This is a genomic window from Pararhizobium sp. IMCC3301, assembly GCF_030758315.1.
GTDB lineage: Bacteria > Pseudomonadota > Alphaproteobacteria > Rhizobiales.
Genome location: NZ_CP132336.1, coordinates 1,537,168 through 1,561,846, shown reverse-complemented (window position 1 = coordinate 1,561,846; position 24,679 = coordinate 1,537,168). Strand labels below are relative to the sequence as shown.

Sequence of the window (24,679 nt, the reverse complement as noted above, 5' to 3'; positions counted from 1 at the left end):
CATCTGAGGCAAAACTGGCGGTATTTTTGTCTTCTCCCGCCTCACGCAGCCATAGCCATCCCTTCAAGCCGCCGGGTTTTGCGGAACAGGCTGCTGACGATGATCAGGTTGAGAATGCCGGCGAGGGCAGCGACGGCGTAGGCGGCGGTGTAGTTGCCGGTCAGATCGTAAAGCAAACCGCCCTGATAACCGCCAATGGCATGGCCGAACCAGCCGAACATGATGACGATGCCAATGGCTGAAGCGCGCCGGGAGGGCGGGGTCAGCATGCGGATCGAGACCAGCACGCCGGTCATGACGCCGGCATAGCCAAATCCGTAAATCACCGCATAGGCGTAGAATGATCCGATGTTCTGGACGTAAATGAAGCCAAATACCATCAGCGTCATCCAGGCTGTCGCAGTCATATAGGCGGGCAATGCGCCAATCCGGTCGGCCAGCATGCCGAAGGAGAGGCGGCCGATGATGGCCACCAGCAACATCACGAAAATTACGCTGCCGGCCTGTTCTGCGGAAAATCCGCGATCCTGAATGAGCGGCACGAGGTGCATCAGCGGGACGGACATGCAGATGCAGCACAAAGTTATGGCAGCGCTCATGCGCATGACAACGGTTCTGGTGGGAAGTCTGTTTTCTTCCTCGGCAGCATCACTTTGTTGCATCGCGGCGCTGCGCTGAGGCGGGTTTCGCAGCAGACAGGCCAGCGGCACAAGGGCCGCCAGCATGACTGCGCCGGTGATGCCAAAAGCGCCGCTGATGCCAAATGAGCCGATCAGGAGGGATGACACAAATGGCACGCCACCCTGGCCCAGCGCCTGCCCGGCCGAGGCAATGCCGATGGCCGTGCCGACACCGACTTGAAACCAGTTGCCAACGGCAGCCATCACCGGCGGGAAAATTGCGCCTGCGCCAAAAAAACCGCCAATGAAGAACAGAAGATAGAACTGCCACAGGGAGGTCACGACAGAGGCGGCCAGATAGCACAGGCCAAGCACAATGACACCGCCAAGCACGACAGGCCGCGTGCCCTTGCGGTCGGCCAGTGGCCCCATCACCAGTCCGCCGAACGCCAGGCCCATAATCCCGGAGAAATTGATCAGCGTAATGTCGCCGCGTTGCCAGCCGAAAGCATCCTGCATCGGCACAATAAAAGCCGACAGGCCGTTGACGGTGGCTCCCATCGAGACAGCCAGAATCAGCGCTGAGGCCGTCACAATCACCCAGCGATAGGTCGGTTGCCGGTCTGATTTATCCATGTCTGCGCTCTCTCCGTCTCAAGCGTCGTGGCATTGAGATGCCTGGATGCTGCGCCAGGCTGTGCCGGGCTTTGTAGCACAATTTGGCCCTTGCCGCGCACAAACAGAGAGCATTTGGTGTATAGCCGTCCAATGCGTTCTACGTGGCGACATTTTTGGAAGGACATATCATGAGCAAAATCATTCTCATCACCGGCGCTTCTTCGGGCATCGGAGCGGCCTGTGCGCGCCATTCGGCAAAGGCCGGGCACAAAGTCATTCTGGCAGCACGCTCTGCCGACAAGCTGGAAGGACTGGTCGCTGAACTGGGGGCGGAAAATGCCCTGGCGGTGACCTGCGATGTCACCGATGCGGATCAGCAGAAGGCGATGTTTGCTGCGGCCACCGACAGGTTCGGACGGCTGGATGTGGTGTTGGCCAATGCCGGTCTGGGCGCCAGCGCAATGGGCACAGAAAATGGCGATATCGACAATTTCAAAGAGATGGTGCTGGTGAATAATTTTGGTGTTGCCGTCACCGCAAAATTGGCCATTCCGCATCTGAAGGCCTCCAAAGGCCATCTGGTATTTGTCGGTTCGCGCGCAGGGCACGCGACCTTGCCGGGATCGGTTTACGGTGCGACGAAGTGGTTCATAAGGGGCTATGCGGAGAATGTCGCGGCCGAGTTGTCAGGCACTGGCGCAAGGGTCACCAATATCAATCCGGGCATGGTCGATACGCCGTTCTTCGATGAACCCAAACCCAACGCGCTGCGCCCCGATGATATTGCCCGCGCCTTCATCTATGCCATCGAGCAGCCCGAACATGTCATGATCCCGTCACTGCAAATCTATCCGCAGCCGCAATAATCCTGTCTCAACGCGGGAAATGCTGGGGCAAATGCAGCATGGTTCTTCTTTCACCGCATTGCAGGCTCGTGAGGGAGAAATCTCAGATCATTCGGCGGTCTGCATGCCGAAGCGGTGCAGGATGCGGCGTTCGGCGAGGACGACGAGCTGGTAAAGGATCACCGATACCAGCACCGATACGGCGGCGACACTCCAGATCATGCCGTAGTCGAGATAGCCACGGGACTGGTTGAGCAGATTGCCAAGGCCCTTTCCGGTGGCCAGCCATTCGGCAATCATGACCCCCAAAAGCGCGCGCGGGACGGTCAGGCGGGTGGCGGCGAACAGATAGGGCAGGGAGGCGGGTATGGTGACCATGCGCATTTCCAGCCACGGACTTGCGCCATAGGCGCGCGGCAGCTCCTGTGTGCCGCGCGGCACCAGCGCAATACCTTGGGCGAGCGTGACAAAAGCCGGAAAAAAGGTCACGGAAATCGTGACCCACAAGGTCAACGTTGTGCCGCGCCCGAAAATCAGCACCAGAAGCGGCGTCAAGGCCACCAGCGGCATCGTCTGGGTGACCAGAGCAACCGGCATGAAGGCGCGGATGGCCTGGGGAAACAGCCGTGAGCAGATCGCCAGCAGAAAGGCGAAACCGAGCCCCATCGCCATGCCGACAAAGGTGATGGGCAGGGTTTCCCCCAGTGCCTGAAGCAGCTTGGTCTGGGCCACCGGTGCGGTTTTGGCAAGGAACAGATAATCGATCACGCCCCATGGGGTTTTCGATATCAGCCCCGGCACACCGGACAGCTCGATATAGGCCCACCACAACAGCAATGGCAGTGCGATTGCGCCGATGGTCAGAAGCCCACGGCCGGTGGCAGAAGAGGCCGGTGCCGCTACATCAGGCGTTGCGGCATTCAAGGTTACCGCGCGGGTCGATCCGAGAAAGCGATCGGACAGGATGGCAAAGCCCAGATAGCTCAGCCCGGCAATGGCGGTTGCCGTCAGGCCGATGCCCCACAGCCGGTCAGGTTTGCCGCGGCCCAGCGAGCCGAGCAGATAGGAGCCCAGCCCCCAGCGGCCGCCCCCGCCGAACTCCGCCAGAATGGCGCCCAGCACCGCATTGGGTGCGGCGATGCGGAAGGCAGAGACGATGGTTGGCAACGCACCGCGAAACTGCACCAGACGCAGCACTGTCCAGCTGGAGCCGCCATAGGCCCTGATCAGATCGGTCGTGCGTTTGTCGGTCTGCGACAGGCCGATCACGGTGGCAGTCATGGTGACGAAATAGACACCTAGCGTGGCCAGCACGACGCGCGGGGCCATACCTGACAGAGTGAGCACCAGAATCGGCGCAATGGCGATGGGCGGCAGCGCAAAAATGGCAATGTTGACTCCGCGAAACAGCCGCAGCGTGGTGGGAGACAGGGCAAACACGACACCTGCGAAAATGCCAATCGCGTTGCCGATGATAAAGCCAAGCCCGGAGGCATACAGTGTCGCCAGAACATGCGGCGGATAGTCGGCGCGGTCGACCCAGAGACGCAGCAGAATTTCCGACAAGGATGGCAAAGCGCCGCCTGCTATCAGGTCCAGACGCCCGACAATTTCCCACACAGTGAGCAGCAGGGCAGCGTTGCGCAGGCCGGTGCCCGGTTTGCTGGCCGCTTCATCCGCCATGCAGAACCTCGGCAATATGGTCGCTGAGTTCATGAAAGGCGGGCGCGGAGAACAGCGAAGGCAGGCGCGGGCGGGCAAATGGCACTTCGATGACATCCACGATCTGGCCGGGATCTGCGTGCATCACCACGATCCGGTCAGCCAGAAACACCGCCTCGTCTATGCCATGGGTTACCAGCAGCGCGGTGGAGCCGATTTCCTGCCAGATGCGCTGCAATTCGACGTTCATCTGGCGGCGCAGGATCTGGTCAAGCGCGCCGAAAGGCTCGTCCATGAACAGCACCCTGGGTTCGGTCACCAGAGAGCGAGCGATTGCGACGCGCTGGCGCATGCCGCCGGACAACTCGCCGGGAAGCGAGTTTTCAAATCCTTTCAGGCCAACCAGATCAATCATCTCCTGAACGCGGTGCCTGTGGGCAGAAAGCTGGCGGCCGATGACCTCCAGCGGCACTTCGATGTTGCGGCTGACGTTGCGCCAGGGCAGCAATGCGGCATCCTGAAACGCGACGCCCGTATGACCGGTCCTGGTCGCAACAGCCGGGGTTTCACCATTAATGAGGACCGTGCCGCTGTCGGCGGTTTCCAGACCCAGGGCAATGCGCATGATGGTTGATTTACCACAGCCCGACGGACCGATGATAGCGGTGAACGATCCGGCAGGACAATTGAGGCTAACATCACGCAGCGCCTCAACCGTCTTGCCGCGTCCCTGAAAGGTCTTGTCGATCCCGAGAAGAGAAATTCCTTCGGGGGTAATCCCGGCAAGAGATATTCCGTCGGGAGAAATCCCGTCGGGGGATATCCCTTCCGGGGCAGGCATCAAATTTCTTCAAGAAGTGTGGTATCGAACATATCACGGTTGCCGACAATGCCGACTTCGCCAAGAGCACTCAGATTGGCCTCGATATCGTCTTCCGTCATGGAGAATATTCCAGCCGGGGTCTCGATAAGGGGCTTCTGGGCGGTGTTGAAGAAGACTTCATTGTCGATGGTGCGGCCTGTGCCCTTGAAATGCGTGTCGGCCCATTTGGCCGGCCACAGCGCAGGATCGGCCAGGTTTTCCTCCCAGCCCTTGCGGCTGGCGCGCAGCCAGGCAACCAGTTCAGGCCGCTTGGTCTTCAACACCTCTTCGGTCACGACCACTGTGTCATTGTAAATGGTGTAGCCGAAATCATACAGCAGAAACGAGGTAGCCTCGGCCCCTTGCTGGCTGATCGTGTAGGGCACGTTGGTGGTGAAATCCATGCTGGCATCAACCTCGCCGCGGATCAGCGGTGTTGGATCATAGGCATAGGGCACAATGTTCACAGAGCCGGGCTCAATGCCGTTGATCTTGAGCATTGCTTCAACCGAAATCACATTGACCGGCGGTACGGCGAGGGTTTTTCCCACCAGATCTGCCGGAGAATTAATGCCGCTGGCGACCAGAGAGACAATTCCGATCGGGTTCTTCTGATATTGCGCGCCGATGATCTTGAACGGCGCACCCTGATCGGCAATCGCTTTCAGTGTCGTATCGGGCGTGGTCAGCGCCAGATCGGCGCGTCCGGCGATGATGGTGCTTTCGGGAATGACGTCGGGACCGCCGGACAGATAGGTCAGATCGAGCTCCTCGGCAGCGTAATAGCCCTTGTCCATGGCAAGAAAATAGCCGGCAAATTCAGCATCGTTGATCCAGGCCGCCTGCATGGTCAGCGGCGTTGCCGCAAATGCGCTGCGCGGTACAAATGATGCTGCTGCAGCAGCAGCGGTTGCGGTGTAAAGAAAGTGACGGCGGCTCAGTGTGAGGGTCATGTGCATATCTCCCGTTTGGTTTTCAGGCAACGCCCTGAATGCGTTGAAGTTCTTGCAATGGCGGCGTTTGTTCAATCTGTTTGGGATCGAGCAGGGGCCATTTCACGCCGCTGGGCCGTTTTGCCCGGCGTTCGACGGTGTATAATTGTGTCGGGGTGGCGATCTTGTCGACCAGAATATCCGTTTCCGAAGGCTGCAACTGATCTTCAACCAGCTGCACATCATGCACCACCGCAATGACCGGGGTGGTTTCATCGACAAGTCCCAGATCGGTGAACATGCCCCATTCCAGATCGAAAAATCCGTGGCCCTTGCCAAACCGCACGCCGTTTACCGACACCGCAGAGGCACCGGTGACCATCAGATCGAACCGGCCGCGCCGGGCAATCTCGTCCAGCGTAGTTGGTCGGCCGAAATGTTCCATGCCGTCGAGCCATGATGCATAGAGCGCGGCGCCCTTTGGCACCATGTCGGGCTCCAGCAGGATAAAGCCGCGATAAATGCCATAGGTCGACATCACGAAGGTCTTGCCATCCTCAATCATGCGGCGGCGCAGCCCGGCCAGACAATTATCCGGCGTAATGAAGGCGAATTCAGACTGCTGATAGGCGGGTTCTGAAACGAGACGTTCGGTGGCCTCTTCCGAGCCCTCAAAATCCGGTATGACTTCGGCAAAATTGAGGTGGAACCTGGTGTCAGGTTTGGCCACGTCGCGGAGCTTTGTCCAAATTCTCTCGCGGATAATTTTTGAGGTCGACATGCACCCACCCTGTTCGGTTTCATTGTTTCATAGTATTGAAACTAATGTTTCATCGGTCAAGTTGAATCTGGATGAAAAAGCGGCTATTCGGTCATTATGGCTTCCAGACTCATCCTCAGAATTCACGAAAAACAGGCGCGTCTGACCGAAAGTGAGCGCAAGATTGCCCAGGTTCTGCTGGAGCATCAGGGCATTATTGAAACCCACAGCGCCACCGAACTGGCACGACTCGCCGGCGTTTCCAAGGCCACAGCAGCGCGGTTTTTCCGCAGTCTGGGCTATTCGGATTTTGAGGAGGTGCGGCTGCAGGCTCGCGAGGAGCGCAACCGGACACAGCCTTACCGCCAGGCCGAAACCTTCGCTGAACAGACCGTTCTGGGCCGCTCGATTGGCGATCATCTGGATCTGGAACTGCGCAATCTGACCCGGACATTTGAAGAGCTGCGCTCCGACCGCCTGTCGGAAAGTGCAAAAATCCTGTCAGCCGCGCCGCGCGTCTGGTTTCTCGGATTTGGCACTGAAGACGGGGTGGCTCGGGTCGGACGGTCGCTTTTTTCAAAGCTGCGCCATGGCGTGCATTATCTGAGCGGCACCGGGCAGGACTGGTCCGGGGATCTGGCAATGACCGGGCCGCATGATGCGCTGATTCTGCTCACGCTTGATCCGCGTCCGAAGCTATTGCGGTCAATCCTGGCCTATGCACGAACCTCGCGGATGCGCATCATCACGCTGACCGATCACGGCTTTCAGGCCCAGGCCGAACGATTTTCAGAAAGTGTTCTGCCGTGCCATGTGGCCAGCTACAGCGCTCTGCCCACCCATGCAACGCTGGTTTCCATGCTGCGGCTGCTGGCCATCACCTATATCGGCCAGAATTCAGAAGCTGTGAAACAGCGCTCCGAAAACCTCGACGCAATAGTTGAGGAACTGGATTTGCTTGAGTAACGTTCTGCCTGTTCAGACAAGCAAACACCAGATTCTCCGGCAGTCATGCGGCACTGCGTGTGCCGGGCTTTGGATTGAGGCAGGGCAATTTTGACAAAAACCGGCGCAAGCAGGCTGAGCCGATGGGGCTACCGTGCCGAAAGTTTCATTGACCGGTTCCGGCCGGCCAGGTCGTCCGATGACCTGATTGTAGATACCTATACCGGCTATGCGACGCCTGAGGGCGTCGTTGTGCGTGGCCGGGTGCTGACCCGGCGCCAGTTGCGGGCGACGCCGCTGAAACCCGGCCTGCTGACAAATCTTCGCGCCATGGTGGCGCTGTTTCTGACCCGGGAAGTCAGCGATGTGGAAGTTGATGTGGAGGGCATCATCGGGCACAGCGACGAAGAGGGCTATTTTTCAATTCGCGTGCCGGTGGCCGATCCGGCAACAACCTTTTTAAAGGTCACTTTGCCAAAATATGGCTATGAATGCCAGGCTCCAGTTGTGGTGCCCCTCCCGCAGGCGCGGATCTGCATCATCTCCGATATTGACGATACGGTTCTTCAGACCGGGGCCTGGAGCATTCTGCGAAATTTATGGACAACTCTGACAGGCGCAGTGGAAAGCCGGCAGATTTTCGCTGATACGGTCGCGCTTATCCAGCGCCGGCAAAATGGTGTAAATCCGGTGTTTTATGTCAGTTCCTCACCGTGGAATCTGCACAGTTTTCTCGATGCCGTGTTTCACCACAATGATGTGCCGTTCGGGCCGAAATTTCTGCGCGATCTCGGCATCAGCGAAACCCAGTTTATCAAAAGCTCTCACGGGTCCCATAAGGGGGATGCCATTGATTCCATTGTTGCGGCCAATCCGACGCTCAAATTTGTTCTGATTGGCGACACAGGCCAGCATGATGGAAAGGTTTATCTGGATGCCATTGCACGCCATGAGGGCCGGATAATCGAGGTGTGCCTGCGCGGTGCGGGGCCGCTGGACATAGTTGACGATCAATGGGCAGATGAAATCCGTGCCACCGGGGTAGCGTTTTTCTCGGGTCCGACCTTTGAACCGTTGCTGACAGAGAGACGCTGACGCCAGATCATCAGACCGCATCGTAAAACGCTGCATGGCCGAGCTCGGTTGGTCGCGATGGGTTCCTACAAGGCTGCGAACGGTCTTATCTTGTCCCAAAGGTTCGGGCCGGAGGCGAACAGGGGTGCTCCATTGGCATAGGCTTTTGCCGTCATATCTGTTGAAATTCGCCCGCCTGCCTCGCTCACGATCAGGGCCCCGGCGGCGTAGTCCCAGGGGTGGACGCGCTCTTCATAATAGGCATGGCAACACCCTTCCGCGATCTGGCTCAGATTAAAAATGCAGCAGTTGAACGCATAGATCACAGCCCCGCCGTCGAGAACACCGGTGGCAAAGGCAAGAGGATTGTCGGGCGCCATATCAGGCGAGCGTCCAAATATAACGCGGGAGCGGTCGAGAGAACTGATTTGTGATGCCGCAATAGGCTGACCATCGCGAAAGGCACCGGCATTCTTTGTCGCCTGATAGAAACTATCCAGCACGGGAAAAGCCAGAAAACCGATCCGGGTTTCGCCGTTTTGTACAAACGCCAAAGAAACCCCCCACAAAGGCAGGCCGGCGACGAAGTTTGATGTGCCGTCAATGGGATCTGCGACCCAGAGATTTTGGCTGGCATCGCCGCCGCTTTCTTCTCCCCAGAACCCGTCATCGGGAAATGCTGCTGCAAGCTCCGCCTTGATCTGCTGTTCGACGGCCCGGTCCGCTTCTGTCACCAGATCAAGCGGTGCAGCCTTGCTGCCCTGATCGAGGCTGTCGCGGCGCTGGAAATAGTCCAGTGCCAGCGCGGCCGCGCGTTTGACAATCTCACAGCCGACACGCTGGCGTTCTGCCAAATCACTCATCCACTTGCCTTACTGGTTGTGCCGTTTAAAGCATAGTCAACAGCTTGTTCGATATTGCGGGTCAGATCCGTTAACTCGGAACTGTTTTCAATTCGGTATTCGGCCATCTCGATCAAAATACCGTTCTGCTGAAACCCGGCTGTTGCGCTGCCCCTTGCACGTGCATCATCGGCATCAAATTTCGAGCGATCCAGCGGATCACCGGCGCGGCCGCGATTGACCACACGGGCAAACCGGTTGTCATCACTTGTAACAACCGCCATGAGGAAGAAATCCCGGCCGGATTTCCTGGTGGCTTCGGTGACGTAAGTCAGTTCGGCGCGATTTCGCAGCCCGTCAACAACAACGTTGCCCGGCGCATGGAAGGCCGGGTCATCAACCGCCACGCGGGCATAGTAATCATCACCCTCGACCACCTGGGTTTCCCGGGCAAGGTTTTGCACCTGGGACCTCGTCGGGACGCCAAATTTGGCAATGGCCGTGTCGCGTAGATGTTTGGACAGGGCGACCGGGGCAAAGCCCATTGTTTTCAGTATTGCGGTTGTGGTCGTTTTGCCCGCACCGGATTCCCCCACCAGTGCGAGGACCAAGCCTTTGTTGTTTACCGATTTACCCACCAGGGACTCCAAAATTGAATAAATGTGAAAGCGCTTTCAATTAATAACGACGAAAAAATTATTGGCAAGTATTTTCTTCAAAAACCATAATATCTGTTTAATAACAGAGCTATAAAGTGAAAATGAGGAATAATATCTGCACTTGACAGAGTTGGAAATTTGCGGAAATATGAAAGCGGTTTCATAATATGCTTATTCACTATTTCCCGGGAGGAAGTCATGACTGGATGTAATTCGTTCTTGCGATTAATCAGGGGGAGTGTCGCATGGGCCGCACTGGCGACCAGCCTGTCTGTGCCTTATGCGCTGGCTCAGCCGACAGAGGGTGAGCTGGTTGTGGCGGTCAGCCAGGAACCGCAAGATCTGGCGGCGCAGGGCGCTTACAAGGAAATCAATGCGGTCGGCATTCGCAATGTGCTTGAAACCCTGATCGCGCAAGATCCGGTGGCTGGCGAAATGCGCGGCGTGCTGGCACGCAATTGGGAGCGCATTGATGACAGCACACTGCGTTTTCAGCTGCGTGAAGGGGTGATGTTTCATGACGGTTCCGCCATGGATGCAGCGGCAGTTGCGGCATCCATAAACTGGGTCTGGAGCCTGGAAAATTCATTCACAATTCAGGAATATGCAGGGCCGGGAGAGATCACCGCCACGGCAGTCAGTGACGGAGTTGTCGAAGTGCGGTCCAGCAAGCCCGATCCGCTTCTGGAATTCCGCCTGTCATTGAACGGCATCTCGTCCGCAAAGCAATTGGAGGACGATCCCAAGGCACATTTTTCCGCGCCAGTGGGCACCGGACCCTACAAATTCAATGAATGGGCAGCGGGCCAATACTGGACCGCAGATTACAATCCTGAATGGTGGGGTCTGACAGCTGAGGATGCCTACGGCACCTCAAAGCCAATCTGGCAGAGCTTGCGGTTTGTGTTCCGTCCGGAAGACGCAGCGCGTGTCGCCATGATCCAGAGCGGCGAAGCGCAGATCGGGATGTTCCCGTCCGCCGATGAATGTGAGCGCGCAGAAGGCACTTCAGGATATTACTGTGTGACTGGTCCATCCACCACCTATCTTTATGGCAGGCTTGATCATTCACTTTATGGCGATGAACGGCTGAAGGATACTCGCATCCGCGAAGCCATTTTCAAGGCGGTCGACATTGAAGGTCTGGTGGATCTTTATGGCCTGGCGTCCGTGCCACCAGGACAGTTGGCACCCAAAGGAACCGTCGGTTACAATGCCGATGTCAGCGCCTATGAATACGACCCGGCAGGAGCAATGGCGCTTTTGGAAGAGGCCAAAGCTGATGGTGTCGATGTGGATAGTCTCTCTATAGAGATCGTGGGCCGCAGTTCAACGCCCCGGATCAAGCCAACCGTAGAGGCACTCGGTGCCATGCTGAATTCGGTCGGTATCGGCACTGAGGTTAAAGTGCAGACCCCGCAGGAATTCAATCCACGGGTCCGGATTGCCGGCTATGCCAACGAGCCTGGCCGACAGATGATGCAGGTTCACGTCAAGCAGAACCCGTCAAACGATTTCGGGCTTCTGCTGCTTTCCAACTACGCCTGCCCGAGTATGGATGATCCAACAGGTGCGTCCCGGTCATCGGTCTATTGCGACGAGGCTTTCGATGCAGAATTGGCGATAGCGCTGGCAAGCACCGGTGCAGAACGTGCCGAAAAGCTGAAACAGCTTGTCAAGACTGTGCATGATCGTCACCTGATCCTGCCATTGGCCCTGCTGGACCGCGCCTATCTCGTGAAAGATGGTATCGATTTCAAATTTGGCACCGACCACCGGTTTCAAGCGGTCTATGTGACAAAAAGCGATTGATGAGCTCCCAGAAGGCTGGTCCGCGCAAGCGCGGGCCGGCTTCCGGCCCGGTTTTCCAAAAGTGAAGGCAGCACTGCCATGGCCTATTTCACGAGGCGCATTTTTAATTCGCTGATTCTGCTTATTCTCACCATCAGTTTTGTTTTCTTTGCCGGGCGCGTGATTGGTGATCCGGCATTGAACATGCTTGGTCCTGGCGCAACGCCTGACGCGATTGAGAAATTGCGGGTGGTCGCCGGATTGAATGACCCGCTCTGGCTGCAATATCTGCGTTATCTTGCGGGTCTCTTCACGGGCGATTTCGGCGTCAGCTATCGCTTCGGTTTCTCTGTCCTGCCATCGCTCGATCTGGAGCAGATTGGCCAGCCTGTCATTGATATTGTGCTGGAAAGATTACCCGCGACCTTCCTTCTGGCAGGTGCGGCACTGGTGATTGCGGTGCCTTTGGGCGTGTTCATGGGTGTCACTGCCGCAGCGCGGCCGCGCTCCATCGCCGACCGCATTGTCACGGTTCTGTCGCTGGCGGGAATTTCGGTGGTACAATTCTGGCTGGGCCTGATGCTGATCGTGTTTTTTGCGGTGCAGCTGGGCTGGCTTCCGACCGGCGGGTATGGCGGCATTGAATATGTCATTTTACCGGCGATGACCCTGGCCGCGCGTCCTATCGGGCGAATTGCCCAGGTCACACGCAGCGCCATGCTGGATGAGCTGGAGAAGCCCTATGTGACGACGGCCCGTGCCAAGGGCGTTGAGGAATATCGGGTGATCTACCACCATGCGCTGAAAAACGCCTCGATCCCGATCATCACGATGATTGGTGACGAAACCTCGGCGCTGCTGACGGGTGCCATTCTGGTTGAAAAGATTTTTGCGTGGCCCGGCATAGGCCTGCTGATTATCGATTCCCTGTCGCGCAGCGACCTGCCGCTGATTCAGGCCAGCATTGCTGTTGTCGCGGCGCTGGTGATTACCGTCAATCTGCTTGTGGATTTCAGCTACCGCTTCTTCAAGCCCGAAATCGCCCTGGGACGGAAATGACGATGATGCGCGATGATGTTGCACTTGTTTCTGCCGACGATGGCGAAGAAAGCCGAAGTGCCCGGATCGGAATTGGCGATTATGTCCATGCAATCCTGCGGGATCACATCACCCTTGTGGCGATGATTTTCCTGCTGATTCTGGTGATCTTCACTCTTGGGGCCGAGTTTCTGGCACCGTATGAGCCGGTCGGACTGAACTTGCGTGACCGCTTGTTGCCACCCGGCACAACCGGTCGCAATGGTGATTTCTATCTTTTCGGCACCGATGAACTGGGACGCGATCTTTTCACCCGGTTGATCTACGGCGCACGGGTCTCGGTTTCCGTGGGTGTTCTGGGAGCGTTGCTTTCAAGTCTGGTTGGGGTCTCGGCGGGACTAATGGCCGGTTATCACGGCGGCCTGTTTGAAGATATCGTGATGCGCCTGGTTGATGGAATGCTGTCTTTGCCGTCGCTTTTGATCGCCTTGTTTGTGCTGTTTATTCTGGGCGGCGGATTTGGCAATCTCATTCTGGTTTTTCTGGTGCTTCACTGGATGGTGTTTGCGCGCATGGCGCGAGGCTTGGCGCTGAATGCCCGCAACGCAACCTATGTACAGGCCGCCCGGGCTCAGGGTTGCAAAAGCGGCCGCATCATCTTCCGGCATATTCTGCCAAATGTAATGGCACCCATTCTGGTGCTTTTCACACTGGAAATTGCAGTCCTGATCCTCTCTGAGGCATCGCTCAGCTTTCTGGGCTTTGGTGTGCAGCCGCCCGATGCATCCTGGGGCCTGATGATCGCAGATGGCCGCGCGCATATCCGCTCTGCCTGGTGGCTGGTGCTGTTTCCCGGGCTTGCCATTTTCCTGACTGCTCTCAGTCTCAACCTGATTGCCGGTTGGGCCCGCGCGGTGACCGATCCGGTGCAGCGCTGGCGCTGGCTTGCAAAACGCCCCAAAGCGGGAGCCACCACATGAGCCAGGACATCACAACACTACCCGGCTATGACGCTGCAGCGCCGCTGCTGGAGGTCCGCGATCTGTGCGTGACATTCGGGACGCATGAAGGCGACGTTCCGGCGGTGAGACATGTCAGTTTTACACTCCGACCCGGCGAGACCCTGTGTGTGCTGGGCGAGTCCGGATCGGGCAAAAGCGTCACACAGATGGCAGTGATGGGCCTGATCCCGACCCCGCCGGGCCGCGTCACCGGCAAGGCAAGTTTTCGCGGCATCAAGATGACCACAGCGTCAAAATCGACACAGCTGGCGTTGCGCGGCAGCGGGCTGGCGATGATCTTTCAGGATGCGATTGCGGCCTTGAACCCCGCTCTGACAGTTGGTTACCAGATCGCCGAAGTGTTTTGTGCCCGCAGTGGAGCCTCGCGTTCGGCCGGCCGCAAACGGGCAATTGAACTGATGGAGCAGGTCGCAATCCCGGCCGCAAAAGAACGTGTGGATGATTATCCGTTTCAATTTTCAGGAGGGATGTGCCAGCGAATCGTTATTGCCATGGCACTGGCGCTCGATCCAAAAGTGCTGATTGCCGACGAGCCGACAACTGCGCTTGACGTGACAGTGCAGCGCCAGGTGATGGCTTTGCTGAAGCGGCTCGGCAAGGAACTGGATCTGGCGCTGCTGCTGATCACCCATGATCTGGGCGTTGCCGCCGAGCAGGCTGACAGAATATTGGTGATGTATGCCGGCCAGGTTGTGGAAGAAGGGCCGACGGAACGGATTTTTGCCGCTCCGCACCATCCCTATACCGAGGCACTGCTGGCTTCCATGCCGGATATTGCCGGGGTTTCAGACAGGCTGGGCGTTATTGACGGATCGCCGCCGGTGCTGTCACGGCTGCCCGCAGGCTGCGCCTTTCATCCCAGATGCCGCTACGCCAAGGAGCAGTGCAAGGCCGAAAAGCCAGTGCTACAGGAAGCTGGTGATAACCGAACCTCAGCCTGTTTGAGAATGGCCGAAATATTCAGACCGGAGGCTGTCCATGTCTGAGCCGCTTCTTTCGGTCAGAGATCTGGCCAAGACCTTTCATGTGGCAGACAGAAGCAGCTTCTGGTCCCGCTCCCGCGAATTGCAGGCTGTGGCGGGCGTCAGTCTTGATGTTGCCGAGGGTGAAACCATTGGCATCGTCGGCGAGTCGGGCTGCGGTAAGTCGACGCTTGCCAAATGTCTTGCACGTCTGATCGAGCCCACCAGCGGATCGATTGATTTCCTGGGCCGGGATTTTCTGGCGCTGGCGGGTGAAGATTTGCGTCTGGCGCGGCGCGACATGCAATTTGTCTTTCAGGATCCCTATTCCTCGCTCAATCCGCGCATGACTGTCGGGCAGATCATAAGTGAAACCTGGCGGGTGCTGCCCGGCATTCTGCCACGGGCAAAATGGCGCGCCCGGGCCACGGAACTTGTCAGACTTGTCGGCCTCAATGCCGGTGATCTTGACCGTCATCCGCATCAGTTTTCGGGCGGTCAGAGACAGCGTATCGGTATCGCAAGGGCCCTTGCCAGTGAACCGCGTCTGTTGATCTGCGATGAAGCCGTTTCAGCCCTGGATGTCTCGGTGCAGGCTCAGGTGGTCAATCTGTTTCAGGACATTCAGGACAAAACCGGCGTCGCTCTGGTGTTCATCGCCCATGATCTGTCCGTCGTTCGCCACATCGCCGACCGCACGTTGGTCATGTATCTGGGCGAACTGGTGGAAGAAGGCCCCTCGGAGCAGCTATTCAATGCGCCGGCTCATCCCTATTCGCAGGCGTTGATTTCCGCCGTGCCGGTGGTTGATCCTGCGGTCCGGGCTGCGCGCAAGACCATCGAGGTTCCGGGAGAGCCGCCAAGTCCGCTGGATCGCCCGTCGGGTTGCCCGTTTCGCACAAGATGCTGGAAAGCCAGTGAAGTATGTGGCATTCGAAACCCGGAGTTGCAAAGTTTTGCCAAGGATCGCAAAACAGCTTGCCACCATGCCGAAGTGCAATTTGTGATGGGCAATTGATGAGGGATAATGAAAACTAGGAATTCGCGTCGTCCGACACATGGCAGGGTTACCGCACAGGACGTGGCGGACCGGGCGGGCGTGTCTCTGACAACTGTATCGCGTGCTTTCCGGCCTGACCTTCCGGTTTCCGAAAAAACCCGCGCGCTTGTTCAAAATGCCGCATCGGAACTGCAATATGCGCCGAATATGGCCGCCCGGGCGCTTGCCGGCCGGCGCTCGCATCTGATCGGCCTGCTGGTCAACAATTTTGATGACCCTGAAAATCTTGAACTGTTTCGCTTCGTCAGTGCTGAGGCCCAGAAGCGTGGCTATCACGCATTGCTCCTGAACATCGCACAGGAAGGTCAACAGGTTGAATCGGTCGATGCAGCTTTGCAATATCAGGTAGACGGCTTGCTGGTTTCGGCCTCGCGTCTGCCTGAATCTCTGGTGCAGCGCAGTGCTGAACTGGAAAAACCGATTGTAATCGTCGGGCGTCGTACGCGCCGAACGGAATACAGCGCTATCTATTGCGACAATTTCGCCGGCGCTGCCGCCGTGGCGGATTATCTGCATCAGGAAAATTACCTCCGCCCTGCATTCATCGGCGGCCGGGCCGATGCAACAGTAGTGAAGGAACGCGCCGCGGGGTTTGTCCGACAGATTGAAAAGCTTTATGGCTTTCAACCGCTTACACGTATGGCAGGCGCCAATGATTACGAAAACGGTCTGCGGGTGGTGAGTGAGCTTCTGGAACTGCCGAAGGCTCCGGACAGTTTTTTCTGTTCAAGCGATCTTCTGGCGATTGCCGCGAGCGATGCGATTTCACGTCACAGTTTTGAAGTTGTGCCGAAAGTTGTGGGATTTGGCGGCACGCTTCTGTCGCGGCTGGCGGCCTATAATTTTCCCACTGTGCGGATGCCGTTTGAAACAATGGTCAGCACTGCAACCTCACATCTTGTCGATCTTGTGGAGAATATCGAGACAGGGCCCAGAGAAATGGTGTTTCCCTGTGAGCTGGTGTTTGGCTTGAACAGGTGAGGGCCTGGAGCAGCTCATGTCAGTTCGGAAATGCTCTATCGCGTCTGCCGGGTGGATGCGGGAACCATTGTGGGGCGGAGCTGGCGTCCGGATTTTGATTTGCTGGTAACCGGCAGGCCCTGATACAGACGTTTGGTGGCTTCAGCCAGAATAACGCCGCAGAAGGCGGGCCAGAATTTCTGTCCTGCCTTTTCCAGGGCGACAGCGGAGCGCAACAGCACTTTTGAGTTTGATGGCGGCATATACAGTGCGCCGTGCCATTTTTCCGGTGAAAACAAAGCCTCGCGCAGCAGTTTTTGCAACTGGCCGCGGCTGAACGGACGGCCAAAGCCAAAGGGCGATGCGTCAAGGCGGGCCCACAGCCCGCCCCGCGAGGGAACCACGACGATGATGCGACCGCCCGGAGCCAGCACCCGCCAGGCTTCCTGAAGCGTGGCCAGTGGATCGTTGACCATTTCCAGCGTATGTACCATCAGCAGCCGGTCAATAGAGGAATCCGGCAATGGCAAAGCGGTTTCATCAACCAGCACAGCTGACCGGTTGCCCTCTTTCGGCCAGGCAAAAATGCCCTGGCCAGCAGGCATGAACGCAAACACCCGATCGCTGGCCGGTAAAAACGGTCCCAGAAAGGGTGTCGGAAAGCCAAGACCCAGAACCCGGTCCTGCTTGGTGTCGGGCCACATCATGGATAATTGACGGGACAGCACAGCCGCCGCCGCCTGGCCAAGCGGTGTTCGGTAAAAGTCCAGAAGGTCGACAACGTCCAATTGCATTGATTAGCGCACTTTTTGTTTATGTCGAACCATCTGGCAAGGCCTGACTGTCGCCTATCCGCCACCTGTCCCTCTGCCGGACCCGGTTCCATCCATTCGGGTTGATTCCAGCCGGTTTCAACACACTGTGGTGTTTACGGTCACAACTGGCGTATAGATTTCCCACGGGCTTACAAACCCGGTCAATTGCTTCAACAACAGTAAAAAGTGCTCTACATATATCTCACCCTGTCCACAAAGCGAACAAGAATGAGGAATTTATGTCCGATCTGGAGATTGAGCAATTCATGTGCCGAAGCGACAATTTTGGGGTTCTGGTGCATGATCCGGAAACCGGATTGACGGCCGCAATCGATGCGCCTGACGGCCAGCCCATTCTCGATGTACTGGCCCGCCGTGGCTGGAGCCTCAGCCATGTGTTTCTGACCCACCATCACGCCGACCACACTGCCGGCCTTGCGGTGCTGCAGGACAAGTTCCAACCACGCCTGATTGGCCCCAGACTGTCGATGGACAAGGTTCCCGGCATCGATCTTCCCGTGTCAGAAGGCAATGTCATCGAATGGTCGGGCCGTGACATCAATGTGCTGGAAACACCGGGACATACGCTGGATCATGTCGTCTACTGGTTCAGTGATGACCAGATTGTGTTTGCCGGCGACACCCTGTTTGCCCTTGGCTGCGGCCGGGTGTTCGAAGGTGATTATGCAATGATGTGGGAATCGCTGGAAAAACTCGGCGCCCTGCCTGATGCAACGCGGCTTTATTGCGGCCATGAATACACTTTGGCGAATGCGCGCTTTGCGCTGTCTGTCGATCCGGATAATGCGCAACTGAAACAGCGTGCTGAAGACGTCGCAAGGCTGCGCCGCGACGATCTGCCGACGTTGCCCAGCACAATCGGGCTTGAACGTCAGACAAATCCGTTTCTGCGTGCTTCGGAACAGGATCTGAAACAGGCCCTTGGCATGGAAAGCGAGAGCGCTGAAAGCGTCTTTACGCACTTGCGAAAAGCCAAAGACAAAGCCTGATTTACTGAGACCAGTCTGGCTGTGTCCCTGACGAAATTTGCCGCGAATCAGTCAGTCGAAAAACGCCGGGTTTTAAACCCGGCGTTGTCTGACTGGTATGTAGCTAATTGAGAAGCGGTTCGGTTCGAAGGCGCTCGATCTCCTCTTTCAGAAGAAGTTTTCGTCGCTTCATCTCTGAAAGTTCAAGGGAATCAAACGATGGATGCTGGTTTGCCTCGGATATTTTCTGTTCGAGTGTTGCATGACGTTCCTGCAATTTGGACAAATGTGCATCCATACTCATAGTCAATCTCCTCGGGTTTCTATTAACACGTGTATTGTTGCATAATGCGATGGTAGTGTCGAACCTGACATTTTGTGCGTTGCAATATCCTACGGGCATCTGCGAACCATCAAAATCAGGCTATTAGACCTCGCCATAGTGGCGCTGAATCAGATATGGTGACGCTGGTGTAAAAGACAACAGGTCTGCCGGGCGATGAGTGAAGAACAACACGATCTTGAGGAAATTCCGCAGCTGGAACAGCGCAGCCGGCTTGCACTTTTCCGCCAGGAACACCGTGATCTGGACGCTGCCATCGATGCGCTGTTGCAAAGCGGCCGCGGGGACGCGCTCCAGTTGCAGCGTCTGAAGAAAAAGAAACTGCTTCTGAAAGACCAGATTTCCCGGCTTGAAGACATTCTGCTGCCGGATATCATAGCCTGAGTTATGGTTTTTCAACGGCCACTAATCCTGAGGTCGAGCTGTCGAGAGGATGCCTTTCGCGCAAGGTAAACTTGCATTTCGGGCATTTGCCAGTTAGGCAGCGGGTTTTCAGGGGCAGGGCCCCGACCACGTTAAATTTACGGGTGATTTAGAATGGCAGCTTCTCCGCCAGAAACGCAGAATGGCGAACCGGATGTCATTCAACTGGAGGCCGCTCAGTCGGGCTCCTGTCCGGTGGCACTGATCATGGGCAGCCAGTCGGATTGGCCGACGATGAAATGCGCTGCCGAAATTCTGACCAAACTGGGCATTGGATACAAGGCCCTGATTGTTTCGGCCCATCGCACGCCCGACCGTTTGGTGGCTTTCTCGAAATCTGCTCGTGAACAAGGATATAAAGTAATCATCGCCGGAGCCGGCGGGGCGGCCCATCTGCCGGGTATGTGCGCTGCCATGACACCGCTTCCAGTGCTCGGAGTGCCGGTCAAATCGAGCACTCTGTCGGGTCAGGACAGTCTGCTGTCGATCGTTCAGATGCCTGCCGGTGTGCCGGTAGGAACTCTCGCCATCGGCGAGGCGGGGGCCAGGAATGCGGCGCTTCTTGCCGCTGGTATACTGGCACTGGCAGATGAAAGCCTGGCGGCACGGCTGGATGAGTGGCGGGCGCGGCAAACGGAAGAAGTCGGCGATGAACCGGTCGATACCATCTGATATGGCGGACCCGGTCAGTCCCTTGATCCCTTTGGCACCCGGCAGTCGGATTGGTATTCTGGGGGGCGGGCAATTGGGCGCAATGCTGGCAGGAGCAGCCAGCGAAATGGGCTTCGAGCCGCATATCTATGCGCCGGAAAGCGGCAGTCCGGCGTTTCAGCGCGCCGGGAATTACAGCTGCAAGGCTTATGAGGATCATGAGGCACTCAGCGATTTCGCCAAAGCAGTGGATATCGTCACTTATGAGTTTGAAAATGTACCGATTGAGCCGCTGCGCCGGATCGAACATCTTGTGCCGGTTCGGCCAGGGCTCATGGCACTGGAGACCGCGCAGGACCGTTTGAATGAAAAGCGCTTCCTGCAAGGCGTTGGTGTGCCTCTGGCGCGGTTCGAGGCGGTAAACTCGACGGAGGAACTAGCTGAAGCCGTTGAAAAAATTGGATTTCCCTGCGTTTTAAAAACGCGGCGCTTTGGCTATGACGGCAAAGGCCAGATCATTCTGCGCAATGAAGGTGATCAGCACACAGCCTTTGCAGATTTGGGTAATCAGCCCTGTGTGCTGGAAGCGTTTGTGGCTTTTTTTGCCGAAACTTCCCAGATTGCCGCCCGCAGCCTTGCTGGTGACGTGTCGTCCTATGAAATGGCGCTGAATACCCATCAAGACCATATATTGAAAACCACTGTGCTGCCGTCCGGCCTGCCACAACCGGTTCTGGCGCAAGCCTCGGCGGCTGCGGCAGCAATTCTGCACCAGCTAGACTATGTTGGCGTCATGGGCATTGAATTCTTCATCTCCGGTACGCCGGATCAACCGGCTCTGCTGGTCAATGAAATTGCGCCGCGGGTGCATAATTCCGGCCACTGGACCCAGGATGGGGCGCTGATCGATCAGTTCGAGCAGCATATCCGCGCGATTGCCGGCTGGCCGCTGGGCGATGGATCGCATCACAGCAACGTCACGATGACCAATCTCATCGGCGACGACGTCGACAATTGGCTACTTTTTGCGCGCGATCCGGCCTGCAGAGTGCATCTTTACGGCAAGGGCGAAACCCGTGCGGGCCGGAAAATGGGCCATATCAATACGGTTTCGGCGAAGTCCTAGGCCGTGTTTTATGAATGGCGATAGCCCATGGGTAAAACGGGGGTGAAACCGCCAGGACCTGCGTTTGTGCAGTGGACAAGGCGGGGAGGGTCTGCTATGGAGCCGGTTCATTCTGAACAGTCTCGGAATTTGTCATAAAGTGCTCGGCCGGTACTCAGGCTGCAGCTTTTTGTAATTTGACGGATTGCCGGTCGACGTTCGCCCGACTAAAAGCGGCTCAAATCATCCAGAGCCAACCGGAAACAGAAAGAGAGACGAGCTACGTGCTAGTATCCGTTCGTGACAACAATGTTGATCAGGCGCTGAAAGCGCTGAAGAAAAAGCTGCAGCGCGAAGGTGTGTTTCGTGAAATGAAGCTGCGCAGCCACTTTGAGAAACCATCGGAAAAGCGTGCACGCGAAAAGGCCGAAGCTGTGCGCCGTTCGCGCAAGCTGGCACGCAAGCGCGCCCAGCGCGAAGGCATTCTGCCCAAGAAAGCCCGCCGCTAAATCCAACGCTTGGCGTTTACATCGAAATTTGAGAAGCGGGCGGCACTTGCCGTGTCCGCTTCTTTTGCGTTTTGATTTGAGTTTGACCCGACCGGCTGCATCAAGCGACTTTCCAATATCAGGCCAATATCAGGCCAATATCAGGATTTCGGTGAGCCGGGCTGCTGTGGGTGCGGCATGTCCCAGCGGCGCAGTGCTGTTTCATCGCTTTCCTTGGCATCAACCCACGTGCCGGTGCGGCCACCCGCAAGATGTTCCTTTTTCCAGAACGGGGCTCTGGATTTCAGAAAATCCATGATGAAACCGGCACCGTCAAAAGCGGCATGGCGATGTGCGCTGGTGACAGCAACTAGGACGATGGTCTCACCGACGGGAATTTTCCCGGTCCGGTGAATGACAAGGGCACCAAACAGCGGCCATTTGGCAAAGGCTTCATCGACAATCCTGCCAATTTGAGCTTCCGCCATGCCCGGATAATGTTCCAGCTCCAGTGCTTCCAGCGTGTCATCGCTGCGGCAAATGCCGGAGAAGGAAACCAGCGCGCCGACGTCATCGCGCCCCCGGCTGAGCGCGTCTGTTTCCGCCTGAATGTCGAACTGTCCGCTCTGGATGGCGATTTTTACGAAACGTTCGGACATGGGGTCTAGCCGCCGGACATGGGCGGAAAGATTGCAATCTCGCGGGCTCCATTGAGCGGTGCCGTGGCCTCGACATGAGTCTGATCCAGCGCCACACGCAGGCAAGCGGCATCAGCCAGCGCATGTTCATAATGCTCGCCCCGGCTCGACAGCCATGTCAACATTTGTTCGACAGATGTCACTGAAGTTGGAATTTCCAGATCTTCACCGGCTGTGCCGATACGCTCGCGAACCCATGAAAAATAGAGAACTCTGGTCATTGTGAATCCGTATCTGCCCTAATGATCGCTTTCAATCAGATGGCGTATGCCTGCGCGGAAATAATCATATCCGGTATATAGGGTCAAAAGCGCGGCAACCCAAAGCAGTCCGATGCCGATTTCCGTATTGTATGGCAAAACCTTGTCACCGGCAGGGGCGGCCAGAAGAAACCCCAGAGCCACCATCTGGAAAGTGGTTTTCCATTTCGCAAGGTTCGTAACCGGCACACTGACCCGCAGTTCCGCCAGAAATTCGCGCAGGCCGGAGACGGAAATTTCCCGCATCAGAATAATGGCTGCGGGCCATAGCGAAAGCCCGGAAATCACCTGATTGGCGGTCAGCACAATCAGACAGGCCGATATCAGCAATTTGTCGGCAATCGGGTCGAGCATGCGGCCAAGGGCCGATTGCATGTGCCAGGCGCGCGCCAGATAGCCATCAAAGAAATCCGTGATGCTGGCGGCAATGAAAATCCCGAGACTGAGCCAGCGACCGAAATCGCCTGTCACAAACGCTGTCGCAACCACAGCGGGCACAGCAAGGATGCGGCCATAGGTGAGAATATTCGGCAGGCTGAGAACCGTGCTGCGGCCGTTTCTTTTCTGTGGGCTTTGTCTGGTTGTCATTTTTGCACTGCACCACGGGGTACTGTGTCCGTCAATGCAAAACAGTCCGACGCTGCTGCAAAAATGCCAAGTGGGTAAACCGATGATTGGAAGGCCAGCAGTTCCGCTGTTGCTGTGTCAATGCTGCTGTGAATTGACGCTTGTTTCCCTGAGCCTGGCAAAACTGGGCGCTGAAAACACAGATTGCTATCAGTGGGGCTTATCGATGGCGCATAAAAGATCATTTGAGTGTCGCGCCGGCACGTTATAAGGGGGCACCCCGTCCCTCACACTGAATGAACCTCCGTGACCCTGCCGTTTCAAACTTGGCGCACCCATATGATCCAGACTCTGAGCCTGGCTGTGCCGCTGGTCGGCATTCAGGTGGCGCAGGCTGCTATCGGCATTACCGACACCGTGATGGTTGGCCAACTGGGTGCAGAGGAACTGGCCGCGCTGGTCCTGGCGACTTCTTTCTATTTCGTGCTGTTTATCGTTGGTCTGGGATTGTGTCAGGCCGTGTTGCCGCTGGCAGCCCAGGCGCAGGGCGCCAACGACCATGTCCTGCTGCGCCGGACCATTCGCATGGGGTTCTGGGTGGCGACGGGCTATTCCGGCGCTGCGGTGATCATCCTGTTCAACACCGAAGCGATCCTGCTTCTGCTAGGCCAGAAGCCGCTGACGGCGGCCTATGCCGGTCGCTATATCACCATCGCGCAATGGGCGCTTTGGCCAATGCTGCTGTTCATGAATTTGCGGGCGTTTTATACGGTTCTGGACCGGGCCAACATCATGTTCGCCATCAACATTGTCGGTGTTTTGGCAAATATCGTGCTGAACTACGTCTTCATATTCGGCCATTTCGGATTTCCGGCGATGGGAATCGAGGGGGCTGCGGTGGCTACTGTTGGCACCAGCTTGCTGACCCTTGCGGGAATGGTGCTTCTATCCGTGCGGGACGCCAGAATGCGGACTTTCGATATTTACCGCAGGTTTTGGCGGGCTGACGGTGAAATTCTGCGAATCATCATCCGTCTCGGCGTGCCGATCAGCATGACGCTGCTGGCCGAAGTCGGTCTGTTTACCGCTGCCTCCATCATGATGGGTTGGATCGGCACGCTGGAGTTGGCAGCCCATGGCATCGTCATGCAACTGGCGTCGCTGACCTTCATGGTTCCGCTCGGCCTGTCCAATGTGGCAACGACACGCGTCGCATTGGCTTATGGCCGCAAAAATTCGGAAGATTTGCGGCGCGCGGCCTATACAAGTCTGGTTCTGGCGGTTGGCTTCATGGCCAGCGCAGCGCTGATATTCCTGATCTTCCCACAGCCGCTGATAGCGCTGTTTCTCGACGGCGCCGACGCGGATACTGCAGCTGTCGTCGCGCTGGCTGTGCCCTATCTGTTTCTGGCAGCGTTGTTCCAGCTGGCAGACGGTACCCAGGCAGTGGCGGTTGGGTCTTTGCGCGGGATGCAGGATACCCGCATGCCGATGGTCATCGCTGTATTCAGCTATTGGATTGCCGGGCTTGGCACCGGTTATCTGCTGGCCTTTCCGGCCGGTCTGGGCGGCGTTGGCATCTGGACCGGTCTGGCGGCCGGGCTGGCGCTGGCGGCGGTGCTGCTGCTGTCGCGCTTTATGATGCGCCAGCGGCTGCGCATCGGTCTGCTGGCTGCTTGACGATGATC

The 24,679-nt window shown here is 57.1% G+C and carries 27 protein-coding genes; 15 read left to right on the top strand and 12 right to left on the bottom strand.

The genetic code is table 11. The annotated features are described in order from the left end of the window. Positions 1-41 precede the first annotated feature (41 nt). Positions 42-1,256, bottom strand: a complete 1,215-nt coding sequence (locus RAL88_RS07535) for an MFS transporter (RefSeq protein ID WP_306268389.1) — start codon at positions 1,254-1,256, stop codon at positions 42-44. A 170-nt stretch (positions 1,257-1,426) separates the two neighbouring features. On the opposite strand from RAL88_RS07535, the gene RAL88_RS07530 reads away from it, so the two are divergent. Then, the gene (locus tag RAL88_RS07530; protein WP_306268387.1) at positions 1,427-2,104 is read left to right on the top strand and encodes an SDR family oxidoreductase; all 678 of its coding nucleotides are present in this window, start codon (positions 1,427-1,429) and stop codon (positions 2,102-2,104) included. A gap of 87 nt (positions 2,105-2,191) precedes the next feature. Here RAL88_RS07530 and RAL88_RS07525 read toward each other — a convergent pair whose 3' ends face one another. Genes RAL88_RS07525 through RAL88_RS07510 form a run of 4 tightly spaced genes read right to left on the bottom strand, consistent with a single transcriptional unit; the run spans position 2,192 to position 6,320 of the window. Further along, on the bottom strand, positions 2,192-3,766 hold the full coding sequence (locus RAL88_RS07525; RefSeq protein ID WP_306268385.1) for an ABC transporter permease: 1,575 nt from the start codon (positions 3,764-3,766) through the stop codon (positions 2,192-2,194). After that, positions 3,756-4,586 carry an ABC transporter ATP-binding protein gene (locus RAL88_RS07520; protein ID WP_306268384.1) on the bottom strand — a complete coding sequence of 277 codons (831 nt, stop codon included), beginning with the start codon at positions 4,584-4,586 and terminating at the stop codon, positions 3,756-3,758. Before RAL88_RS07520 ends, RAL88_RS07525 begins: the two co-directional genes overlap by 11 nt. Next, a complete protein-coding gene (locus RAL88_RS07515) occupies positions 4,586-5,560 on the bottom strand; it encodes an ABC transporter substrate-binding protein (protein ID WP_306268383.1) in 975 nt (324 codons plus the stop codon). Before RAL88_RS07515 ends, RAL88_RS07520 begins: the two co-directional genes overlap by 1 nt. A 22-nt stretch (positions 5,561-5,582) precedes the next feature. After that, on the bottom strand, positions 5,583-6,320 hold the full coding sequence (locus RAL88_RS07510) for a 5-formyltetrahydrofolate cyclo-ligase (RefSeq protein WP_306268382.1): 738 nt from the start codon (positions 6,318-6,320) through the stop codon (positions 5,583-5,585). A gap of 96 nt (positions 6,321-6,416) precedes the next feature. Here RAL88_RS07510 and RAL88_RS07505 point away from each other — a divergent pair, with 96 nt between their 5' ends. Together RAL88_RS07505 and RAL88_RS07500 are read left to right on the top strand one after the other, a co-directional pair. After that, the gene (locus RAL88_RS07505; RefSeq protein WP_306268380.1) at positions 6,417-7,265 is read left to right on the top strand and encodes a MurR/RpiR family transcriptional regulator; all 849 of its coding nucleotides are present in this window, start codon (positions 6,417-6,419) and stop codon (positions 7,263-7,265) included. 90 nt (positions 7,266-7,355) lie between these two features. Beyond that, complete coding sequence (locus tag RAL88_RS07500; RefSeq protein WP_306268378.1) at positions 7,356-8,339, top strand: phosphatase domain-containing protein; 984 nt, start codon at positions 7,356-7,358, stop codon at positions 8,337-8,339. Positions 8,340-8,404: 65 nt separating this feature from the next. Here the strand turns inward: RAL88_RS07500 and RAL88_RS07495 are convergent, their stop codons facing one another. Beyond that, the gene (locus tag RAL88_RS07495) at positions 8,405-9,181 is read right to left on the bottom strand and encodes an inositol monophosphatase (RefSeq protein ID WP_306268376.1); all 777 of its coding nucleotides are present in this window, start codon (positions 9,179-9,181) and stop codon (positions 8,405-8,407) included. Continuing rightward, the gene (locus tag RAL88_RS07490; protein ID WP_306268375.1) at positions 9,178-9,798 is read right to left on the bottom strand and encodes an AAA family ATPase; all 621 of its coding nucleotides are present in this window, start codon (positions 9,796-9,798) and stop codon (positions 9,178-9,180) included. The genes RAL88_RS07495 and RAL88_RS07490 overlap by 4 nt, the downstream gene beginning before the upstream one ends. 219 nt (positions 9,799-10,017) lie before the next feature. Here RAL88_RS07490 and RAL88_RS07485 point away from each other — a divergent pair, with 219 nt between their 5' ends. The 6 genes from RAL88_RS07485 (at position 10,018) to RAL88_RS07460 (ending at position 16,673) form a co-directional block, all read left to right on the top strand. Next, positions 10,018-11,631 carry an ABC transporter substrate-binding protein gene (locus tag RAL88_RS07485; RefSeq protein ID WP_306268374.1) on the top strand — a complete coding sequence of 538 codons (1,614 nt, stop codon included), beginning with the start codon at positions 10,018-10,020 and terminating at the stop codon, positions 11,629-11,631. Positions 11,632-11,709: 78 nt separating this feature from the next. Next, complete coding sequence (locus RAL88_RS07480) at positions 11,710-12,669, top strand: ABC transporter permease (RefSeq protein ID WP_306268372.1); 960 nt, start codon at positions 11,710-11,712, stop codon at positions 12,667-12,669. A gap of 2 nt (positions 12,670-12,671) precedes the next feature. Then, the gene (locus RAL88_RS07475; RefSeq protein WP_306268371.1) at positions 12,672-13,628 is read left to right on the top strand and encodes an ABC transporter permease; all 957 of its coding nucleotides are present in this window, start codon (positions 12,672-12,674) and stop codon (positions 13,626-13,628) included. Next, positions 13,625-14,656, top strand: coding sequence for an ABC transporter ATP-binding protein (locus RAL88_RS07470; RefSeq protein WP_306268369.1), 1,032 nt, complete (start codon positions 13,625-13,627; stop codon positions 14,654-14,656). Before RAL88_RS07475 ends, RAL88_RS07470 begins: the two co-directional genes overlap by 4 nt. After that, complete coding sequence (locus RAL88_RS07465; RefSeq protein WP_306268367.1) at positions 14,649-15,650, top strand: ABC transporter ATP-binding protein; 1,002 nt, start codon at positions 14,649-14,651, stop codon at positions 15,648-15,650. Before RAL88_RS07470 ends, RAL88_RS07465 begins: the two co-directional genes overlap by 8 nt. Before the next feature lie 9 nt (positions 15,651-15,659). After that, the gene (locus RAL88_RS07460; protein WP_306268365.1) at positions 15,660-16,673 is read left to right on the top strand and encodes a LacI family DNA-binding transcriptional regulator; all 1,014 of its coding nucleotides are present in this window, start codon (positions 15,660-15,662) and stop codon (positions 16,671-16,673) included. Positions 16,674-16,708: 35 nt separating this feature from the next. Here RAL88_RS07460 and RAL88_RS07455 read toward each other — a convergent pair whose 3' ends face one another. After that, positions 16,709-17,446: a class I SAM-dependent methyltransferase gene (locus RAL88_RS07455; protein WP_306268364.1), complete on the bottom strand. Its 738-nt coding sequence runs from the start codon at positions 17,444-17,446 to the stop codon at positions 16,709-16,711. A gap of 260 nt (positions 17,447-17,706) precedes the next feature. Between RAL88_RS07455 and gloB the strand changes: the two genes are divergently transcribed. Further along, positions 17,707-18,477 carry a hydroxyacylglutathione hydrolase gene (gene gloB, locus RAL88_RS07450; protein WP_306268363.1) on the top strand — a complete coding sequence of 257 codons (771 nt, stop codon included), beginning with the start codon at positions 17,707-17,709 and terminating at the stop codon, positions 18,475-18,477. Between the two features lie 103 nt (positions 18,478-18,580). On the opposite strand, the gene RAL88_RS07445 is transcribed toward gloB, so the two are convergent. Beyond that, entirely contained in the window at positions 18,581-18,760 is a 180-nt protein-coding gene (locus tag RAL88_RS07445) for a YdcH family protein (protein WP_306268361.1), read from the bottom strand. 195 nt (positions 18,761-18,955) lie between these two features. Between RAL88_RS07445 and RAL88_RS07440 the strand changes: the two genes are divergently transcribed. The 4 genes from RAL88_RS07440 (at position 18,956) to rpsU (ending at position 21,487) form a co-directional block, all read left to right on the top strand. After that, positions 18,956-19,183 carry a YdcH family protein gene (locus tag RAL88_RS07440; RefSeq protein ID WP_306268360.1) on the top strand — a complete coding sequence of 76 codons (228 nt, stop codon included), beginning with the start codon at positions 18,956-18,958 and terminating at the stop codon, positions 19,181-19,183. Between the two features lie 246 nt (positions 19,184-19,429). After that, on the top strand, positions 19,430-19,894 hold the full coding sequence (gene purE / locus RAL88_RS07435; RefSeq protein WP_306269611.1) for a 5-(carboxyamino)imidazole ribonucleotide mutase: 465 nt from the start codon (positions 19,430-19,432) through the stop codon (positions 19,892-19,894). Continuing rightward, positions 19,872-20,999 (top strand): 5-(carboxyamino)imidazole ribonucleotide synthase, encoded by a 1,128-nt coding sequence (locus RAL88_RS07430; RefSeq protein WP_306268358.1) that lies wholly within the window; start codon positions 19,872-19,874, stop codon positions 20,997-20,999. Before purE ends, RAL88_RS07430 begins: the two co-directional genes overlap by 23 nt. Before the next feature lie 263 nt (positions 21,000-21,262). Next, complete coding sequence (rpsU, locus tag RAL88_RS07425) at positions 21,263-21,487, top strand: 30S ribosomal protein S21 (RefSeq protein ID WP_306258220.1); 225 nt, start codon at positions 21,263-21,265, stop codon at positions 21,485-21,487. A 140-nt stretch (positions 21,488-21,627) separates the two neighbouring features. Here the strand turns inward: rpsU and RAL88_RS07420 are convergent, their stop codons facing one another. From RAL88_RS07420 to pgsA, 3 genes are read right to left on the bottom strand one after another with little or no spacing between them, the layout of a single operon-like run. Further along, entirely contained in the window at positions 21,628-22,125 is a 498-nt protein-coding gene (locus RAL88_RS07420; protein ID WP_306268356.1) for a molybdenum cofactor biosynthesis protein MoaE, read from the bottom strand. Between the two features lie 5 nt (positions 22,126-22,130). Then, on the bottom strand, positions 22,131-22,385 hold the full coding sequence (gene moaD / locus RAL88_RS07415; RefSeq protein ID WP_306268354.1) for a molybdopterin converting factor subunit 1: 255 nt from the start codon (positions 22,383-22,385) through the stop codon (positions 22,131-22,133). Between the two features lie 18 nt (positions 22,386-22,403). Continuing rightward, on the bottom strand, positions 22,404-23,012 hold the full coding sequence (pgsA, locus tag RAL88_RS07410) for a CDP-diacylglycerol--glycerol-3-phosphate 3-phosphatidyltransferase (protein WP_306268353.1): 609 nt from the start codon (positions 23,010-23,012) through the stop codon (positions 22,404-22,406). Between the two features lie 318 nt (positions 23,013-23,330). Here pgsA and RAL88_RS07405 point away from each other — a divergent pair, with 318 nt between their 5' ends. Then, a complete protein-coding gene (locus RAL88_RS07405; RefSeq protein ID WP_306268351.1) occupies positions 23,331-24,671 on the top strand; it encodes an MATE family efflux transporter in 1,341 nt (446 codons plus the stop codon). Positions 24,672-24,679: the final 8 nt, after the last annotated feature.

What these genes read in the sequence shown, in the direction of transcription:
- RAL88_RS07535 (WP_306268389.1), bottom strand. Translation starts at nt 1,256, where the DNA reads ATGGATAAATCAGACCGGCAACCGACCTATCGCTGGGTGATTGTGACG.
- RAL88_RS07530 (WP_306268387.1), top strand. Translation starts at nt 1,427, where the DNA reads ATGAGCAAAATCATTCTCATCACCGGCGCTTCTTCGGGCATCGGAGCG.
- RAL88_RS07525 (WP_306268385.1), bottom strand. Translation starts at nt 3,766, where the DNA reads ATGGCGGATGAAGCGGCCAGCAAACCGGGCACCGGCCTGCGCAACGCT.
- RAL88_RS07520 (WP_306268384.1), bottom strand. Translation starts at nt 4,586, where the DNA reads ATGCCTGCCCCGGAAGGGATATCCCCCGACGGGATTTCTCCCGACGGA.
- RAL88_RS07515 (WP_306268383.1), bottom strand. Translation starts at nt 5,560, where the DNA reads ATGACCCTCACACTGAGCCGCCGTCACTTTCTTTACACCGCAACCGCT.
- RAL88_RS07510 (WP_306268382.1), bottom strand. Translation starts at nt 6,320, where the DNA reads ATGTCGACCTCAAAAATTATCCGCGAGAGAATTTGGACAAAGCTCCGC.
- RAL88_RS07505 (WP_306268380.1), top strand. Translation starts at nt 6,417, where the DNA reads ATGGCTTCCAGACTCATCCTCAGAATTCACGAAAAACAGGCGCGTCTG.
- RAL88_RS07495 (WP_306268376.1), bottom strand. Translation starts at nt 9,181, where the DNA reads ATGAGTGATTTGGCAGAACGCCAGCGTGTCGGCTGTGAGATTGTCAAA.
- RAL88_RS07485 (WP_306268374.1), top strand. Translation starts at nt 10,018, where the DNA reads ATGACTGGATGTAATTCGTTCTTGCGATTAATCAGGGGGAGTGTCGCA.
- RAL88_RS07480 (WP_306268372.1), top strand. Translation starts at nt 11,710, where the DNA reads ATGGCCTATTTCACGAGGCGCATTTTTAATTCGCTGATTCTGCTTATT.
- RAL88_RS07475 (WP_306268371.1), top strand. Translation starts at nt 12,672, where the DNA reads ATGATGCGCGATGATGTTGCACTTGTTTCTGCCGACGATGGCGAAGAA.
- RAL88_RS07470 (WP_306268369.1), top strand. Translation starts at nt 13,625, where the DNA reads ATGAGCCAGGACATCACAACACTACCCGGCTATGACGCTGCAGCGCCG.
- RAL88_RS07465 (WP_306268367.1), top strand. Translation starts at nt 14,649, where the DNA reads ATGTCTGAGCCGCTTCTTTCGGTCAGAGATCTGGCCAAGACCTTTCAT.
- RAL88_RS07460 (WP_306268365.1), top strand. Translation starts at nt 15,660, where the DNA reads ATGAAAACTAGGAATTCGCGTCGTCCGACACATGGCAGGGTTACCGCA.
- RAL88_RS07455 (WP_306268364.1), bottom strand. Translation starts at nt 17,446, where the DNA reads ATGCAATTGGACGTTGTCGACCTTCTGGACTTTTACCGAACACCGCTT.
- gloB (WP_306268363.1), top strand. Translation starts at nt 17,707, where the DNA reads ATGTCCGATCTGGAGATTGAGCAATTCATGTGCCGAAGCGACAATTTT.
- RAL88_RS07445 (WP_306268361.1), bottom strand. Translation starts at nt 18,760, where the DNA reads ATGAGTATGGATGCACATTTGTCCAAATTGCAGGAACGTCATGCAACA.
- RAL88_RS07440 (WP_306268360.1), top strand. Translation starts at nt 18,956, where the DNA reads ATGAGTGAAGAACAACACGATCTTGAGGAAATTCCGCAGCTGGAACAG.
- purE (WP_306269611.1), top strand. Translation starts at nt 19,430, where the DNA reads ATGGGCAGCCAGTCGGATTGGCCGACGATGAAATGCGCTGCCGAAATT.
- RAL88_RS07430 (WP_306268358.1), top strand. Translation starts at nt 19,872, where the DNA reads ATGAACCGGTCGATACCATCTGATATGGCGGACCCGGTCAGTCCCTTG.
- RAL88_RS07420 (WP_306268356.1), bottom strand. Translation starts at nt 22,125, where the DNA reads ATGTCCGAACGTTTCGTAAAAATCGCCATCCAGAGCGGACAGTTCGAC.
- moaD (WP_306268354.1), bottom strand. Translation starts at nt 22,385, where the DNA reads ATGACCAGAGTTCTCTATTTTTCATGGGTTCGCGAGCGTATCGGCACA.
- pgsA (WP_306268353.1), bottom strand. Translation starts at nt 23,012, where the DNA reads ATGACAACCAGACAAAGCCCACAGAAAAGAAACGGCCGCAGCACGGTT.
- RAL88_RS07405 (WP_306268351.1), top strand. Translation starts at nt 23,331, where the DNA reads ATGATCCAGACTCTGAGCCTGGCTGTGCCGCTGGTCGGCATTCAGGTG.